The organism is Bremerella cremea, from assembly GCF_039541315.1.
GTDB lineage: Bacteria > Planctomycetota > Planctomycetia > Pirellulales > Pirellulaceae > Bremerella > Bremerella cremea.
Genome location: NZ_BAABFZ010000003.1, coordinates 1,469,763 through 1,486,477 on the forward strand (window position 1 = coordinate 1,469,763; position 16,715 = coordinate 1,486,477).

The window sequence follows — 16,715 nt, forward strand, 5'->3', positions numbered from 1 at the left end:
CGCATGTTTTCCTACCACGAACAACTCACTCTGCGACTGGCCGCCGGCCTGGGCGAAGTGGACGAAGCGACTCGCACTCGGCATAGCCGTTTCTTACTTGGCAAGCAGCAGCCCGATGGCGGATTCGCTGGCCGAGAAGGAGCGAGTGACCTCTATTACACCAGCTTCGGCCTGCGCAGCCTCGCGATCCTGGGCGAACTGCATGGAAGCGTCGCCGAACATGCCGCCGAGTTCCTGACGACGCGACTGGCCGGTCATGAATCGGTCGTCGACTTCATGTCGCTGATATACAGTGCCAAGCTGCTGGAAACGGCCGCCGGTATCGATATCTTTACAGATGCCTCCGCCGACTGGCGACGTAGCGTAGCCGATACGCTCAACGCGCTTCGCCGCGACGATGGCGGCTACGCCAAAGGCCCCGAGGGGATGGCCAGCAGCACCTACCATACATTCCTGGTGCTGCTTTGCTTGCAACTGATTCAGCAGCCGATTCAACAACCCGAGTCAATGGTCACGTTTCTGCTGTCGCAGGAATCGGACGAAGGCGGCTTCCGCGAGATCCGAGCGAGCAAGCGCGCCGGCACCAATCCGACCGCCGCCGCGATCGGAGCCCTGCGCATCCTCGATAGCCTGACCGAAGAGATCATTGACGGCACGCTCGACTTCCTGGTCGATATGCAGAACGACGAAGGAGGCTTGCGAGCCAACACGCGGATTCCGATTGCCGACGTACTGAGCACCTTCACCGGCATGCTCACACTGACCGATCTGGAAGCCCTCGACGAGATCGATCAGAACGACGCCCTCACGTACGTTCGCAGCCTGGAACAAGACAACGGCGGCTTCTTCGGAGCGGCCTGGGACGAGGTTGCAGACGTCGAATACACCTTCTATGGTTTGGGCAGCCTCGCACTGCTGCATGTACCTAGTCACTTCACCCTGGATTAATCGATCATGGCGGACCTCGTAATCGAGCACCTGGCGAAGGAGTACCCGACCCGGGCCGAATCGCTGCAGGTGCTGCAAGACATCTCGCTCTCGCTTTCCTCTGGTGAAAGTGCCGCAATCCTTGGCCCCAGCGGCTGTGGCAAGAGCACCCTGCTCTATTGCATCGGCACGCTCGAAGCACCTTCGTCCGGCAAGGTGACCCTCGACGGGCAAGATCCGTTTGCCCTTAACGAGACTGACCTCGCCCGCTTTCGCAGCGAGAACATCGGCTTTATCTTTCAGGACCATCATCTGCTGCCGCAGTTGACTGTGCTCGAGAATGTCCTCGTTCCCACGCTGGCCGAAGGCAGCTCTTCGCCGCAGCAGATCGAACGCGCCAAGATGCTGATCGAACGGGTAGGCCTCAGTCAACGGATCGAACACCGCTCGGCGGAACTCTCAGGCGGTGAACGCCAACGTGTCGCGGTCGCTCGTAGCTTGATCCACCAACCCAAGCTGCTGCTGGCGGACGAACCGACTGGTAACCTCGATAAAACCAACGCCGAATCGATTGGCAACCTGCTGCTGGAACTGCAAAAGGAAGAAGGCTCGATCCTGCTGGTGGTCACCCACAGCCAGGAACTCGCCACGATCTTCCAGCGGCAATACATGCTCGACGACGGAAAGCTGCAATCGCAAAGCTCCGTCCAACCCTCCTAACGCCAAGAGAGGCCTTTCCGATGAATCGTTGGCGTCTGGTTGTTCGCAGTACCTGGCAATTCTGGCAAACCAATCTGGCTGTGCTTTTGGGCGTGGCCGCCGCGACCGCGGTGCTTACTGGTGCGCTGATCATTGGCGATTCGGTTCGTGGCAGCCTTCGCGATCTGGCGTTGTCTCGCCTCGGATCGATTCATGAAATCTTGTTGGCCGACCGCTTCTTCCGTCCGGAGATCGCTCAGCAGATCACCACCGAAAACGCCAGCACCACCGCGGTGCCAATTGTTCTGATGCAAGGCACGCTGCAAACGATCGCGCCCAATCCTGGCGATCCTACCAAGGTCGCTGGAAACCTTGCCGTGCTCGGAATCGATGAAGCTTTCTGGCAACTAGGCGAGGTCCCTGGCTGGAAGCCGATCCCGCTGGCTCGCGACGAGATCATCCTCAACCAACCACTTGCCGACGAACTGATGGTTCAAGCAGGCGACCTGGTCACGCTGCGTTTGCCAGGCGGCAACGATGTTCCAGCCGACAGTCCCTTGGGTCGCAAGACTGCTGAAACGCAAAGCCTTCCTCGCCTGACCGTCAAGGCGGTGATTCCGGCCGAAGGTCTCGGTCGCTTCGGGATGCACCCTACGCAGCAGTTGCCAATGAATGCGTTCGCATCGCGAGAGGCACTGCAAGCTGCTCTGCAGCAAGACGATCGCGTCAACGCCGTGATGATTAGCCATCCCGACAAAGTAACGCTCGATCTTTCCAAGCTGGAACTAACGCTCGCCGATTACAACTTTGAACTCGCCCAGGTCGACCAGAAGTTCAAGCCGGCCGACGGCGACGACGAAACGATCTACGACTACTGGCAACTCACCAGCAGCCGCATGATCTTCGGCAAGACCGCCTCGCAGACTTTGCTGGAAGCGTTCCCTGATCAAGCCGAAACGACACTGACTTACCTCGCCACATCGATCGGCAAGGGAGACCTCCCAAGCGAAACCGATCCAGACTCGATTCCTTATTCCACGGTCACGGCACTCGACTTCGGCAAACTTGCTTATCCACTGCTTGACCAGGATGGCAAGCCGATCGCTCAGGTTGGCGAAGACGAAGTCGTGTTGAACTCGTGGGCCGCCAGTCGCCTGGATGCGAAGGTGGGCGATACGATCTATCTGCAATACTTCGAGCCAGAAAGCTCGCATGGCGTTGCCAAGGAAACCGGCCATACGTTCCGACTCGCCGCGATCACGCCGCTAACTGAGCCAACCCAGCCATTCCGACGTCGTCGTCCGCCAGTTTTCGATCAAGCCCCGACCACTGCCAACGATCCCGACTACACGCCAGTTGTCGAGGGAATTACCGATCAAGACTCGATCGACGACTGGGATCCTCCGTTCCCTTACGATAATTCGCGCATCGGCCGCGAAGACGAAGACTATTGGGACAACTATCGAACGACACCGAAGCTGTTTATGCCGCTGGCAACCGGACAGAAGCTGTGGGGCAGCCGCTTCGGCGAAGTCACAGCGATCCGCTTCCAAGGCACCAAGTACGAAGAAGCCGATCTGCAAGCGAAGCTCGAAGCAGCCCTGGCACCGAAGCGAGACGAACTCGGCTTCCGCGTGCTGACCGTTCGCGCCGACGCCTTACGTGCTGCCAGCGGAACGACACCATTCAATGTGCTGTTCATGGGCTTCTCGATGTTCATCATCGCCTCGGCGTTGATGCTCGTCTCGCTGCTCTTTCGCCTCGGTCTGGAACAACGAAGCGGGCAGATCGGATTGCTGCAGGCCATTGGCTTGAGTCGCAAAGTTACCCAGGGGATGTTGATGCGCGAGGCGGGTCTGGTTTCGCTGGCTGGCAGTGTCGCTGGGGTTCTGATTGGCATTGGCTACGCCTGGCTGATGCTGGTCGGACTACGAACCTGGTGGCTGGGTGCCGTCGTCACGCCATTCCTCGAACTGCATCTCGACAATCCAACGAGCCTGATCATCGGCCTGGTGAGTGGAACACTCGTTTGCCTGCTGACCATTTATGTGGGGATGCGCGGGCTGAAGAAGCTTTCGATTCGTGGACTGCTGCAAGGCTCGACTACCGATACGCAGCAAACCTACGGCAAGCGAAGTCGCTGGGCACTTTGGGCCGGAATCGCCGCGGCATTCAGTGCCGTTGGCCTGTCAGTTCTCGCAACGGGGCTTGGCGGCGAAGCCCAAGCCGGCGCGTTCTTCGGTTCGGGTGCCATGGTTTTGACTGCTTGCTTGATGCTGCTATGGCACGCCCTGCGAGGCGGCCTGGGCTCCGGCAACGCGAGCAGTTTTTCGCTGGGGCAACTCTCGCTGAGCAATGCTGCCCGAAACCCTGGCCGAAGCACATTGACCGTTGGGTTGATTGGCTCGGCAGCGTTCTTGATCGTTGCGATCGGTGCCTTTCGACTCGCCCCCACCGACCGCTGTGCTGGCGGCATGAACCTGATCGCCGAAAGTTCGCAGCCCCTTTATCACAATCTGAATACTGTCGAAGGTCGCATCGACACGGGCTTCAGCGAGAAAGAGGAGTCAGTCCTCGCTGGCTCGACCGTGCTTTCGCTGCGGGTTCAACCAGGTGAAGACGCAAGCTGCTTGAACCTTTATCAATCCAACAGTCCCCGCGTGCTGGGCGTGACGCCGGGGATGGTCGATTACTACGATCAGACCGACGTCACCTCGTTCGAGTGGGCTGGCTCGGCAGCGACGGACGAAGGAGAACGAAAGAACCCGTGGCACGTGCTCGATCAAGTTGCCAACGGAGATGATGCCCCGATTCCGGTCGTGCTCGACAAGAACACGGCGATGTATGCGTTGCACTTGTACAGCGGCGTCGGCGAGCAGTTCACCACCACTGACGACGACGGCCGCGAAACGAAGTACGTCGTCGCCGGGCTGCTTTCCAACAGTATCTTCCAAGGCAACCTGCTGGTTAGCGAAGCCAACTTCCTGGATCGATATCCCGACGTGAGCGGCTACGAGATGTTCCTGATTCGCACACCGGAAGGGAAGCAAACCGAGGTCGCACAGACCCTGGAAACGCGTTTGGCAGACCAAGGCTTCGATACGGTTTCTGCCGAACAGCAACTCACCAGTTTGCTGGCGGTTCAAAATACCTACCTGTCCACCTTCCAAAGCCTGGGAGCCCTCGGCCTTTTATTGGGAACGTTCGGGCTGGCTGCTGTTCAACTGCGAACGATCCTGGAACGTCGCTCGGAACTGGCCCTGCTCCGGGCCGCCGGTTTCGCCAACGGTCGACTTCAATCGCTGGTCATGCGCGAGACGATGGTCTTGCTGCTGGGCGGCTTATTGACCGGGGTAATCTCGGCCCTGGTCACGGTCGTGCCACACATGCTGTTTGGCGATGCCTCGGTGCCGATCGTTTCCCTGGGGGGCATGCTGGGAACGATTTTGATTGTGGGAATCCTCAGCAGCAGTCTGGCCGTGCGATCTGCCCTGAAGGGCGACATCGTCCCTGCCCTACGAGGAAGCTGATTCCACTTCCCCGGCCCATCAACATCTCGCCAACAACCGTTTGGCTCGTTAGAATGGCGAAAAGTCGTTCTAACAAGTATTTTGACGCTCCCCCTCGGACCAACCCTGGAGATTACCTTTCCATGTCGCACTTCCTACTCATTATCGCTGGTATCGCGCTCACGGCGTTGTCTTGGGGGAGCTATGGCCCAGTGCTGCATGAAGGACAACATCACCTGGGTAACGATCGCATCAAGCCACTGATCTGCGTCGGCCTGGCTTACCTGGTGATCGCTGTGATTTTGCCGAGTGCGTTTCTGCTCGCTCAAGGCAAGTTCACCACCGATTGGACCTTCAGCGGTTTCTCGTGGAGCTTTGCTGCTGGCACCGCTGGTACCTTTGGCGCGTTTGGCATCATCCTGGCACTGACCAATGGTGGTAAGCCTTGGATTGTGATGCCGCTGGTGTTTGGCTTTGCACCGATCGTCACCACCATCATTTCGCTGGCCACAAAGAACCTGTGGGCCCAAGCGAGCCCGATCTTCTATGCCGGTATCATCCTGGTGGTTGCCGGTGCGGTTACCGTGTTGGTCTTCGCTCCGAAGGGAGCTCCACCGGTGAAGACCGATCATGCCGCCAAGGCAGTGAAGTCGACCGAGCCTGGCAACACGCCGCCAGCCGCCGAAGATCACTCGGAAACCAAGTAGGCCATCTCAGGAAATAGCTCCCGATGACCGATTCGGTACTCAGCCCGCAATCCCAGATGGAGGCCATCGACTTGCAGATGGCCCATCTGTGGATGGTGCGCACGTTTCTGAAACATGCCGAAGAAACCGAAGAGGACGACGAACTGCAAGAAGTCGCCCGAACGCTGTACGATTATATGCTGGCTCTCGGCCCTGCAGCCCAAGCCGGCGATACGACAGCCTATCTGAAACAGGCCAAGAAGAAGTTCAGCAAGCTTCGCAAAGCGTGCGAACTGTTCGAGGAAATCCAGCCAGAGATCTCGGACCACACCAACTTCAAAATGGCAGCAATCAGTTGCCGACAGGTGATTCAGCAGGTCGAAGCGATCTTGAACGCTAGCACTTCGCCCGCCTCGTAGCCGGTTCTCTATTTGCCCCGCTATCAATTCTCGATATAACAGAGGCCCGATGGTCTCTGCCCCGGCACCCCAAGGATGGGATTTGCCCGGCGATTTACGAATAAAATGCCGCGTCAAGGAAGACGAGCCGTGAGCCTCCCCCCGCTCTTGCAAGCGTTCAAATCGATGCGTCCCGCCAAGGTTCTGGTCCTGGGGGATATGATCCTGGACCGCTATACCTACGGCAACGCCCAACGAATCAGCCAGGAATCGCCGGTCATCGTTCTGCATGCCGACGATCAGGAACTGCGTCTGGGTGGCGCGGCCAACGTCTGCAATATGCTGCGTGGCCTCGACTGCCACGTGGTCGCCGCTGGCGTGCATGGACGTGACGAATCAGGCACCCAGATGATCGAGCTCGCCCAGAAGTCGGGCATCGATACCCGTTTGATTGCCTGCGATGCTTCGCGCCCCACCACGCTCAAAGAGCGATTCGTCGGCCGAGCCGGCTCGCGTCATCCGAGCCAGATCTTGCGTGTCGACCACGAAAAGACCGAAGCCATTGGCGATTGGCTGGTCGAGAAGATCTATTCCGGCATTGAAAATCAGATCGAAGACTTCGACGTCATTCTGATTTCCGACTATGCCAAGGGGGTCTGCACACCCAAGCTGCTGCAGAAGGTGATTGCCCTCGCCAACGAACACAACATTCCTACGCTGGTCGATCCAATGCGTGGGCACGACTACGAACGCTATCGCGGGGCCACCCTGCTGAAGGCGAACCGTATCGAGACCGAACTGGCGACCGGCGTTTCGCTGAAGACCGTTCCGGATGCCGCTGCCGCTGGTAGCCAGCTTTGCCAACAACTCGATTTGCAAGACGTGATCGTTACGCTCGATCGCGACGGCATGGCATTGGTCAATCGCGATGGCAGCTCGTGCCACTTCCCGACCCAAGCCCGCAGTGTGTACGACATCACCGGTGCCGGCGACATGGTCCTGGCGATGCTGGGGGCCTGCATTGGCAGTGGCCTCGATCGCGAGAACTCGGTTCGCTTGTCGAACGTGGCGGCTGGCCTTGAAGTTGAAAAATCAGGCGTCGCGGTGATTCCGCTGTCCGAGATCGAAGCAGAACTTCGCACCGATCTACTACCGGGCCAAAAGAAGATTGTTACACACGCTCAAATCGCCACGATTGCCGAAGAGCATCGTCGCCGCGGCGAGAAGATTGTCTTCACCAATGGCTGCTTCGACCTGCTTCACTTTGGCCATGTGACGAACCTGACCGAAGCCTCGAAGATGGGCGAAGTGCTGGTCGTTGGTTTGAATAGCGACGACAGCGTCTCGAAGCTGAAAGGTCCGACGCGACCAATCATCAGCGAAACCGAACGCTCGGCGATGCTGGCCGCGTTGTCGTGCGTTGACTACGTGGTCGTCTTCGGCGAAGACACCCCGTACGACTTGATCAAAGCGGTTCGCCCTGACGTGCTGGTCAAAGGTGGCCACTATATCCCTGAAGAAATCCCAGGCTACGACATCTTGCAGCAGTACGGCGGCGAGATTCGTCTGGTCGATATTGTTGGTGGTTTTTCGACGACCGACATCATTCAAAAGGTAGCCGCGAACGAACCCATTCGTCGCACGGCCGCCTGAGGACAGCTCATGCCTGGTATCCGAAACATCGCAGTCGTACTTCCCAACTGGATTGGCGACGTCGTCATGGCCACGCCAACGCTGCGTGCCATTCGCGAAGGCCTGACGCGTGGCGATCGCCTGGTCGGGATCATGCGTCCCTACGTGGCCAAGGTGCTGGAAGGTACAGACTTCCTCGACGATACAATCTTGTGGGCCAAGAAGACGGACGATCCGAAGCAACGCTTCTGGAATGTCGTGAAGCAGTTTCGTCAGCAACGTTTCGATCAGGCCATTTTGCTACCCAACTCGCTGAGCTCGGCCGGTCTTGCCTGGCTGGGTGGCGCGAAAGAACGTGTCGGTTACCGCCGCTACGGCCGAGGTCCTTTGCTGACGCATAACCTTCTGCCGCCGGCCGTCGATGGCAAGCGTGTTCCCGTTTCCGCGGTCGATTACTATGTCGCCCTGGCGGAACTGGCAGGCTACGAGGTGCGTTCGCGAAACTGCGAACTCGGCACCACGCCGCAAGATGATTCGACCGCGAGAAAGATCTGGCGCGATTTCCATTTCTTTGAACGACGCGTGATCGTCTTCAATACCGGCGGAGCGTACGGCGGAGCGAAACATTGGCCGGTGGAATACTATCAACAGCTTGCCAAGCGTCTGGTTGCCGACAAACGAAATGCGGTCCTAATGATTTGTGGTCCCAGCGAACGCGAAGCGGTCGCGGCCATCGAACGGGAAGTGAACCATCCGGCGGTTCGTAGCCTGGCAGAACACACGCCGACGATCGGTTTAAGCAAGGCAGTCATTCGGCATGCCTCGTTAATGATTACGACCGACTCTGGTCCACGCCATTTCGCCGCGGCGTTCAATGTTCCTTCGGTGGCGATCTTCGGTCCGACCGATCCGCGATGGGCCGAGAACTATAACCCCAACGAATTGATTCTTTCGGCAGGTGCCGAGTGCAGTCCTTGCGCCAAACGCGAGTGCCCTTTGAAGCACCATCGCTGCATGCGAGACCTGGCGGTCGATCATGTGCTGAGTGCGGCGACGCGTCAGCTTGATTGGCAAACCGATCGTTCTCAGGCCGCTTAGTTGGTCGGCTCGCCGACACGCAGATCGTTTCGCACGTTGACTTCACTATCGATGGAGCGGACAACTTCTTGAGCGAGTTGCTTCTGATAGAACGTAGTCACGTCGCCCCGTAAGCAAACCGTGTTGTCTTCAAGTTCCACAACGATGAAGCGAAGGCGGGGAACTGAACTAGCGGCCAACGCTGTGGCCACTCGCGAGCGTATATCTTTCATCGAGGAACTGATCATCCGTAAATCCTCATGAGACCATTCCATGGGCAGGGATACCCTGGGCAGGCGAATAAAGAGAGAAGTGCAAAGGGATCGCCGCAGCTTAATCCGTCGCGCTGTGTTCCTCAAAGGCAGCGATCCACCCCATTAGTTGTAGGACTAGGGCAAGAAATGGTCAAGCTATTCCGCGGGGATCTTCCCCACTCGGCGCAAATGAGCAATGACCTGATCAGCTAACTGATCGACGCCGAAATCACCACCCTGTAGATGCACTTCTGGATTGACCGGATTCTCGTACGGGTCGTCGATACCGGTCATTCCCTTCAACAAGCCTGCCCGAGCCTTTTTATAAAGCCCCTTCGGATCTCGCTGCTCGCAGACATCCAGTGGCGTATCGACGTAGACCTCGATGAAGTCGCCGCTTCTTCCGCTCCCCTCGACAATCCGACGAACTTGCAGACGATCGAGGCGATAGGGACTGACAAACGCGGTCAGCACCAATACCCCAGCCTGGCAGAATAAGTTCGAGACTTCACCGATTCGGCGGATGTTCTCGGAACGATCTTCAGCGTCGAACCCCAAGCCGAAGCGTTTGGCCAGATGCGGCGGATACTTCTTCTCGAGAATCTCAGGGCTCGCGTTTAACCCATGCCGGACATTATCGCCATCCAGTAGAAAGGTATGGATGCCCATCGCATTCAACTTGCCATCGACCGCGTTGGCAACGGTGCTTTTGCCACTGCCACTCAGCCCGGTAAACCAAATCACACCACCACCATGTCCGTTCAGCTTTTCTCGATCGGCTCGGGAAACGTGGTGATCGTGCCAGGTGATTTCAACTTTTTCCATTGGGTGCGTCACGATTGGGGGAAGATGGGAAAGCTAGAGCCAGATTCTTCCTGACCCTTCAGGAGTAAACGCTCATTCCTCGATTCTAGCAAGTTCGCACAAATTCGCAGACAGCACGTTGCTCGGGCAACTCCAAACCAGGAAGAACAATGCTTCGCGGCACCACCGTCCCACGGGATGATTGGCCATGTAGCCTGCCCCTTTAGCAGAGCTGAGCGCGGCCTGGGTAATTCGCAGCACGAGGCTGTTGGCTCGCGATCGAATCTGAAGCGGGTCGCATTGATCGTCGCCAGAAGCGGCAGCGATCAAATCGTTCTTCAGCGACTCGAGTTCTGCCTCGAAGTGCTCGGTTGGTTCGGCGAACTCGACCCGTTTCTCGCGTTGCTCGGCCAGAAAACGATACGCTGCCAGCGAAAGCCCCACGGCAAGTGTTGATGTTTCCAGGCCCCCTGTGTTGGCACCCTTTCCTTTTTTCATGACGTCTTCGCGCGGTCCATCCAAGACCCATTCGGTCGGGCAGAAGACTTGTTCGAACTGAACCGGTCCGGTCTGGCTCGCAGAAAGTCCAACCAGCTCGGCCGGGTCCCCCAATTTAATCCCAATCCCTTTAGCAGGAATCGCCATCAAGAGTTGCCGTCCATCTTCCAGCGAGGCACCAACGACTAAAGTGTCCGCCTTCTTGGCACCGGTTACCCAAGGGCTGTAACCCTCCAGCACAAAGCCGCCATCGACTTCCTTGGCCAGCAAAGCAGGCTTACCAAGATGCTGCCGACTGGTGGTTAGGTGCGAGATACCCACCGTTGCGAACGTTTTACCGGAAAGCAGCCCCGGCAGCAGCATCCGCTTGAGACCGCTGTTCTCGCTGCTGGCGATCCGGCGACACGCCCCTGTTCGCTGCGTAATGACGAAGGTTGTCGTGAGACAGCCGGCCGACAACTCGAGGTATCCGCGGACAACATCCTCGGGCGACCACCCGAGACCGCCATCCTCTTGAGCGACGAACCAGCGGAAGACACCCATGCGTGCACAAATTTGTAGCTGCTCGTGGGGCCAGTCATGGGCCGTAGGCAGGAAATTGGCTAATTGACTTAGCTGCGCGCAAAGTGCCTCAAGATTAGGTGAATCGGGTGTGATGATTTCGTTAGACGACATTTGATAGTTCCCCTCGTTCACGGCTAAGACAGCAATGCTGGCGGCTTGGCACCCAGTTTGCTTCGAGAAAGTTTCTTCCCGATCATTGCTCACTTCATCATTTCAATCGCCCCCACAATAACAAGTTAGCGGTGGTTAAGGATGGTGCTTCTGGAAAGAAATCACGACCACGTCGTCGGTTAACTCAGGCATAAAACTCCTGTTCATTGGTGGGTGATCGCCGCCCAACGCTTAGTCCCTGAGGGGGCGTCCGTCCGGCACACAACTCTATCACGCAGATTCGTACCAAGCTGTTCCGCTCATGGACGCATCGTTTTAGTCGAAGCGATGTCGTCCCGATTTGACTTGGCAATGCCTTATTGGTTAATCCCTTAGTGCGACGCAAACGGCGTCGTTGGCAATGCAGCAGGAGGATGGTAAAGGCTGCTCCCTGTTCAGGTTGGCCTTCCCACAGAATCGACTCTCACCGTAAGCTACGCCAAGCTGGCAAGCTGCGAAGAGAATGATGGATCACGAACGATGGAATTCGGATGCTGGCATCGATTTCCTCCGATAAAGACTCCTTTGCGATCGCATGCAGGGGTCGCGTGTTGGTTTTCAACTCGCTACATTGCCAGTGTGCATCGAACCTGAAGCCCTTGTATTTTCATACCAGTTAGGTGACCGCGATGAGCCAGGCTGAAATGACAAGAACTGAAGACGAAAACGTGACGGCACCTGTCGAACTCTCCGCTGAAAAGTTGCACGAGAAGTGCATGGCATTGGCCAACAACTTGTGGTGGACTTGGCAGCCCGACGTCTTCAACTTGTTCCGCGATCTCGACCCGATCCGTTGGCGTCAACTCGACCACAACCCGATCGCTCTGCTACGAGAATTTACGCCAGACCGGCTGGAAACACGTGTCGCCGAAATGGTGCTCTACAGCCGTATCAACCACGCCTATCGTCGGTTGAAGGAATACATGTCCAGTAGCACTCCATGGGCCGATACCCATGCCGGCGTGCTCGGATCGAAGCCGGTCGCTTACTTCTCGGCCGAATTCGGTATCCACGAATCGATTCAGATTTACTCAGGCGGTCTCGGCGTTTTGTCGGGCGACCATATCAAGAGTGCCAGTGGCCTGGGCGTGCCGCTGGTGGCGATCGGCCTCTTCTACGATCAGGGCTATTTCAAGCAGCACCTGAACGAAGAAGGCTATCAGATGGAAGAGTATCAAGACACCAAAGTCGAGAACCTTCCGATGAAGCATGCCGTCGATCCTGAAGGCAAGCCAATCACCGTCACCGTCGAACTGAAGGGTGGCAAGCTGCTGGCCAAGGTTTGGCAGATGAATGTCGGTCGCGTGCCACTGTTCCTGCTGGACTGCGATGTCGACGGCAATAGCCCGGAAGATCGCGAATTGACCAGCCGTCTGTATGGTGGTGACGAACGTACCCGTATCCGTCAGGAAATGGTGCTCGGCGTTGGTGGTATCAAGGCTTTGAAGGCATTGGGCATCACCCCTGGCGTGTACCACCTGAACGAAGGCCACAGCGCATTCGCCACGCTGGAAGCCGTTCGAGATCACATGCACGAAGATGGCATGAGCTTCGACGACGCCCTTCGTGAAGTTGCCAAGCGAACGGTCTTCACCACGCACACGCCGGTCCCTGCCGGTCACGACCGCTTCGACGCCGGACTGATCGAAGAACACCTCGGACACCTCCGAGAGTCGATCAGCATCTCGCACGAACAGTTGATGGGCTTGGGTCGTGTCGACACTAACAATCAGCACGAAACGTTCTGCATGACGGTGCTTGGTCTGAAGGCTTCGCGTCGTGCCAATGCCGTGAGCCAACTGCACGGACACGTTTCCCGCAGCATGTGGGCTCACCTCTGGCCATGGCGTGTTGAAGAAGAAATTCCGATCGGGCACATCACCAACGGCGTTCACATTCCATCGTGGATCGCCTGGCAGATGCAACAGCTTTACGATCGCCACTTCCCAAGTGGCTGGTATCACCACATGGGCGAGCCAGATGCCTGGCAGTTCATCCATGAAGTTGATCCTGGCGAACTGTGGGAAACCCACGCCACGCTGAAGAACCTGCTGCTGCAGTTCGTTCGTCGTCGTATCTCGCGTCAATGTCGCCGTCGTGGTGAAAGCGATGATGCAGTGGAACGAGCACGAACCGTGCTGGATCCGAACGTCCTGACGATCGGGTTCGCACGTCGTTTCGCCACTTACAAACGAGCCGACTTGTTCTTGACCGACGTCGATCGCCTTGTCGAAATGATGAGCGATCCAAAGCGTCCGGTTCAGTTTATCTTTGCTGGTAAGGCTCACCCGAAAGATGAGCCAGGCAAGGCGAAGATCAAGAAGATCCAGAACCTGCGTCACGATCCGCAGTTCCGCGACAAGATTGTCTTCATTGAAGACTACGATATCAACGTTTGCCGTCACATGATCCAAGGTGTGGACGTCTGGTTGAACAACCCACGTCAGCCTCTGGAAGCTTCGGGTACTTCGGGCCAAAAGGTCGTCCTCAACGGTGGCTTGAATTGCTCGATCCTCGACGGTTGGTGGGCGGAAGCTTACGACGGCCGTAACGGCTTCGCCATCGGTACCGGTCGCACCCATACCGATACGGCCAAGCAGGATGCCCGTGACGCCGAGGACCTTTACAAGGTGCTCGAAAACGAAGTCATTCCGCTGTACTACGACCGCGATGTCGACGGTCTGCCACGCGACTGGATCAAACGGATGATGTACAGCATCAGCACCCTGGCTTGGCGATTTAGTGCTCACCGCATGGTCGCCGACTACACGAAGCTGTGCTACGTACCAGCCGCTGGCGGTCTCAGCAGCCAGATGCCTACCTAGTCATCAGCCCTGAAAAGCTTGTGAGAACAACGAAAAGGACCTGGATTCCAGGTCCTTTTTTTATTGCGCGAAAAAGGGATGACGCTTGCATCAATTCATCGGAATTCGACCTGACACGCCCCATCTCGCTTGCCATAATAGATGCTTCCGGCTGGCAACTTACCCCCCAACGGCTCCGGCATAGATCTGGGGCGATGGGCCATCCGGCGTGGCGAACCCGCGCGCCACACCCTCCAACAACACCACGATTTTCTCATTCATTTATCTTCTCTATCTCGTGCGATATGGGCATGGTGAGCCTTATGACTTTCGAACATTGGAAACGGGCCTGGCTATTTATCCCTCTATTGCTCCTGCTGGCGCTCCCTTGCTCGGCAGAAGCAGGCAAGTTCAAAGTGGGGGACGTCGTCCAGGTATGGGACGACTTCGGCAAAGAATGGAATAACGGCACCGTCACCGGCGTCAACCGTCGGGGCGAGCTTCAAGTTGAAACGGCCAGGCATGGCAGTCTGCGTCGCGAAGTCTACAATCCGCGCGCAGTTCGTTTCGCTTACGAAGACGGTGCGATTGGTCCGGCTCGCAACTGGACCGATGCCACCGGTTCATTCAAAGTGATGGCCGCTCCGCTGGGAGTCTATGGCGACACGCTGAAGATCCGTAAAGAAGATATGACCGAGTTGGAAGTTCCAATCTCCAAGCTGAGCGAATCGGACCAAAGTTATATCGAACGCATGCGCCGCGAACTGGGTGGCGCTGCCGCTCCAACACCTGAAAACTTGCCGATGGAAAACTACGGCGACGTCGAAGGGGCTCGCTTCGCTTTGGCGCTGCAGGCCAACGGTGGACGCATCGCGCTGCTGCCAGACCCGATCCCACCTTACCTTCAACTGAAAGAAGGGGGTACGGCTTTCGGTCGCATTGGTGACGGCTTTGACGGCGAAGAGTTCGGCGTGATCATTCCGGTGGGTGGACCAGAATCGCTGGTGCTCGCCTCGGGTGAATGCCATCCGCGCTGGTCGCACAGTAAGGTCGATCCTTTCACGCGGCTGCTCTGGGTTTCGATCGCCGACCGCAAGATCATCAACCAACAGAAGCTGCCTCCCGACGAGTACGTGCTGGACTATCATCCCCCTTCGCATCGCCTGTTGACCTACAGCTTTGTCGACGGTGGCAACGCCAACAACGACAAGAAGATTGCTCTGGCGATCTGGGAAGTGCTGCCCACCGACGAGATCGTCAAACCGGTCGCCCGCTGGGAAGCTTACCCCGACGAACGAAGCTGGGACAATCCTTGGGCCAAGATCATCGACGGGCAGATCGTGCTGCAGCGTTGGAACAAGTCGGAATACGTCGCCTGGAACGTTGACGAAAAATCGATCGCATATCGCCTTCGCCAGGAATCACGAAGCGACTCGCTCCCGTCGTTCAGCGGTGGTAAGCGTTATGCGTTTCTGCCCGATCAAAGCAGTATCCGCGTATTCGACCCAACGACCGGCGTCATGCTGACGTCGCTCCCAGCCCCGAACGGGGCCAAAGCGGTCGCCATTAGTGAAGATGGCAAGCGTGCCGCCGTGCTCGATCGCAACCAACTGGCCGTGTGGGATCTGACCGACGCCAACAGCGAGCCAACCTATTACCACGCCGACGACATCGGCCGGGCCTGGGTCGACAGCATGTTCTGGCTGGGGACCGACAAGCTGATGGTGAAGACGAATCGCGAGATGCTGCTGTTCAGCATTCCGCAGCGAGTGGTCGTCTGGAGCTACCAGTTCGAGCACACCACCAAGCATGGCAACGGTGAGCGTCCGCTGGTGCACGTGGTGAACGACCACCTTGTGTATGGTGCTTCGGTTCGCGATAACAACCGCAACGAAGGTCTCGCCGTTGGTAACGTTAAACTGCCCGGTCCAAAGGTGGCCGAAGTGTTCGGTGCCATTGACCGGGAAGACCTGGAAGTCATCAAGCCAGGCGAGCATGTCCGTCTGGAAGTTCGTTGCGGCGACGACTTGAATCGCGACGTTTATTTCAGCCTGGTCGAGAAGATCGAGAAGAACAACTGGATCCTCGACAACGAAAATCCAACCGTGACCATGTACGCCGATATGAAGCGGGGTAAGACCCAGTCGGCCACCTACGAAATCGTCGATCACTTCAACCGATCCCAAGGAACCGAGTCGGTCACGTACACCCCCAACGAGTATTCGCTGAAGATTGTGCGAGGCTCCGACGTGCTGTGGAGCAGTTTCATGGGAGGCGGTTTACCGGATCGCTTCACGATCTTTGGTGACGCGTCGATTCAAGAGATCGTCAACAAGTGGGAAGTCCCCAGCGTGAGTTTCTTCTCGCGGGCCGACATCCCGGCGCGCGTGATTCACAAAGACTATCGCCGCGGGCTCGGTACGACGCAGATCACCACGCGTGGTCTGATCCCAGGCGAACTGAAGCCGCCACCAGAACCAGCCGGTGGTGCCGATGGCAACAAGTCGAAGACCGAAGAAAGCGACGACGATGCTCCCTGGTCGAAGCCAGAAACCTCGTCAGACGACGCCCCTTGGTCCACGCCTGGCAAATCGACCGGTTCCGCTCCGTGATTTGATTTCCAGAAGCCTTCGCTTCACAACTCTGATCACACGGATCGCCCTAACAGAAAAAGGTTGGCCGCGAGCTTCTTCGCAGCCAACCTTTCTTCTTT

At 57.4% G+C, this 16,715-nt stretch carries 12 protein-coding genes; 9 read left to right on the forward strand and 3 right to left on the reverse strand.

Annotated features, from left to right (window positions below; all coding sequences use genetic code 11):
- Positions 1-3 precede the first annotated feature (3 nt).
- The 7 genes from ABD890_RS08280 (at position 4) to waaF (ending at position 8,949) form a co-directional block, all read left to right on the forward strand.
- A complete protein-coding gene (locus ABD890_RS08280; RefSeq protein ID WP_345087748.1) occupies positions 4-948 on the forward strand; it encodes a prenyltransferase/squalene oxidase repeat-containing protein in 945 nt (314 codons plus the stop codon).
- Positions 949-954: 6 nt separating this feature from the next.
- Entirely contained in the window at positions 955-1,647 is a 693-nt protein-coding gene (locus ABD890_RS08285; RefSeq protein WP_345087750.1) for an ABC transporter ATP-binding protein, read from the forward strand.
- A gap of 20 nt (positions 1,648-1,667) precedes the next feature.
- Complete coding sequence (locus ABD890_RS08290; protein ID WP_345087752.1) at positions 1,668-5,156, forward strand: FtsX-like permease family protein; 3,489 nt, start codon at positions 1,668-1,670, stop codon at positions 5,154-5,156.
- Positions 5,157-5,278: 122 nt separating this feature from the next.
- Complete coding sequence (locus ABD890_RS08295) at positions 5,279-5,842, forward strand: hypothetical protein (RefSeq protein WP_345087754.1); 564 nt, start codon at positions 5,279-5,281, stop codon at positions 5,840-5,842.
- A gap of 23 nt (positions 5,843-5,865) precedes the next feature.
- Positions 5,866-6,240, forward strand: coding sequence for an amidohydrolase (locus ABD890_RS08300; RefSeq protein WP_345087757.1), 375 nt, complete (start codon positions 5,866-5,868; stop codon positions 6,238-6,240).
- Between the two features lie 129 nt (positions 6,241-6,369).
- Entirely contained in the window at positions 6,370-7,872 is a 1,503-nt protein-coding gene (gene rfaE2 / locus ABD890_RS08305; RefSeq protein WP_345087760.1) for a D-glycero-beta-D-manno-heptose 1-phosphate adenylyltransferase, read from the forward strand.
- Between the two features lie 9 nt (positions 7,873-7,881).
- Entirely contained in the window at positions 7,882-8,949 is a 1,068-nt protein-coding gene (gene waaF, locus ABD890_RS08310; protein ID WP_345087762.1) for a lipopolysaccharide heptosyltransferase II, read from the forward strand.
- On the opposite strand, the gene ABD890_RS08315 is transcribed toward waaF, so the two are convergent.
- The 3 genes from ABD890_RS08315 to ABD890_RS08325 form a co-directional block, all read right to left on the reverse strand.
- Complete coding sequence (locus tag ABD890_RS08315; RefSeq protein ID WP_345087764.1) at positions 8,946-9,176, reverse strand: BON domain-containing protein; 231 nt, start codon at positions 9,174-9,176, stop codon at positions 8,946-8,948. The genes waaF and ABD890_RS08315 overlap by 4 nt on opposite strands.
- 162 nt (positions 9,177-9,338) lie before the next feature.
- Positions 9,339-10,007 (reverse strand): adenylyl-sulfate kinase, encoded by a 669-nt coding sequence (gene cysC, locus ABD890_RS08320; protein ID WP_345087766.1) that lies wholly within the window; start codon positions 10,005-10,007, stop codon positions 9,339-9,341.
- 72 nt (positions 10,008-10,079) lie between these two features.
- Entirely contained in the window at positions 10,080-11,159 is a 1,080-nt protein-coding gene (locus ABD890_RS08325; RefSeq protein ID WP_345087768.1) for an acyl-CoA dehydrogenase family protein, read from the reverse strand.
- Positions 11,160-11,827: 668 nt separating this feature from the next.
- On the opposite strand from ABD890_RS08325, the gene glgP reads away from it, so the two are divergent.
- Positions 11,828-14,023, forward strand: coding sequence for an alpha-glucan family phosphorylase (gene glgP / locus ABD890_RS08330; protein ID WP_345087770.1), 2,196 nt, complete (start codon positions 11,828-11,830; stop codon positions 14,021-14,023).
- 302 nt (positions 14,024-14,325) lie between these two features.
- Positions 14,326-16,614, forward strand: coding sequence for an SHD1 domain-containing protein (locus ABD890_RS08335; RefSeq protein WP_345087772.1), 2,289 nt, complete (start codon positions 14,326-14,328; stop codon positions 16,612-16,614).
- Positions 16,615-16,715: the final 101 nt, after the last annotated feature.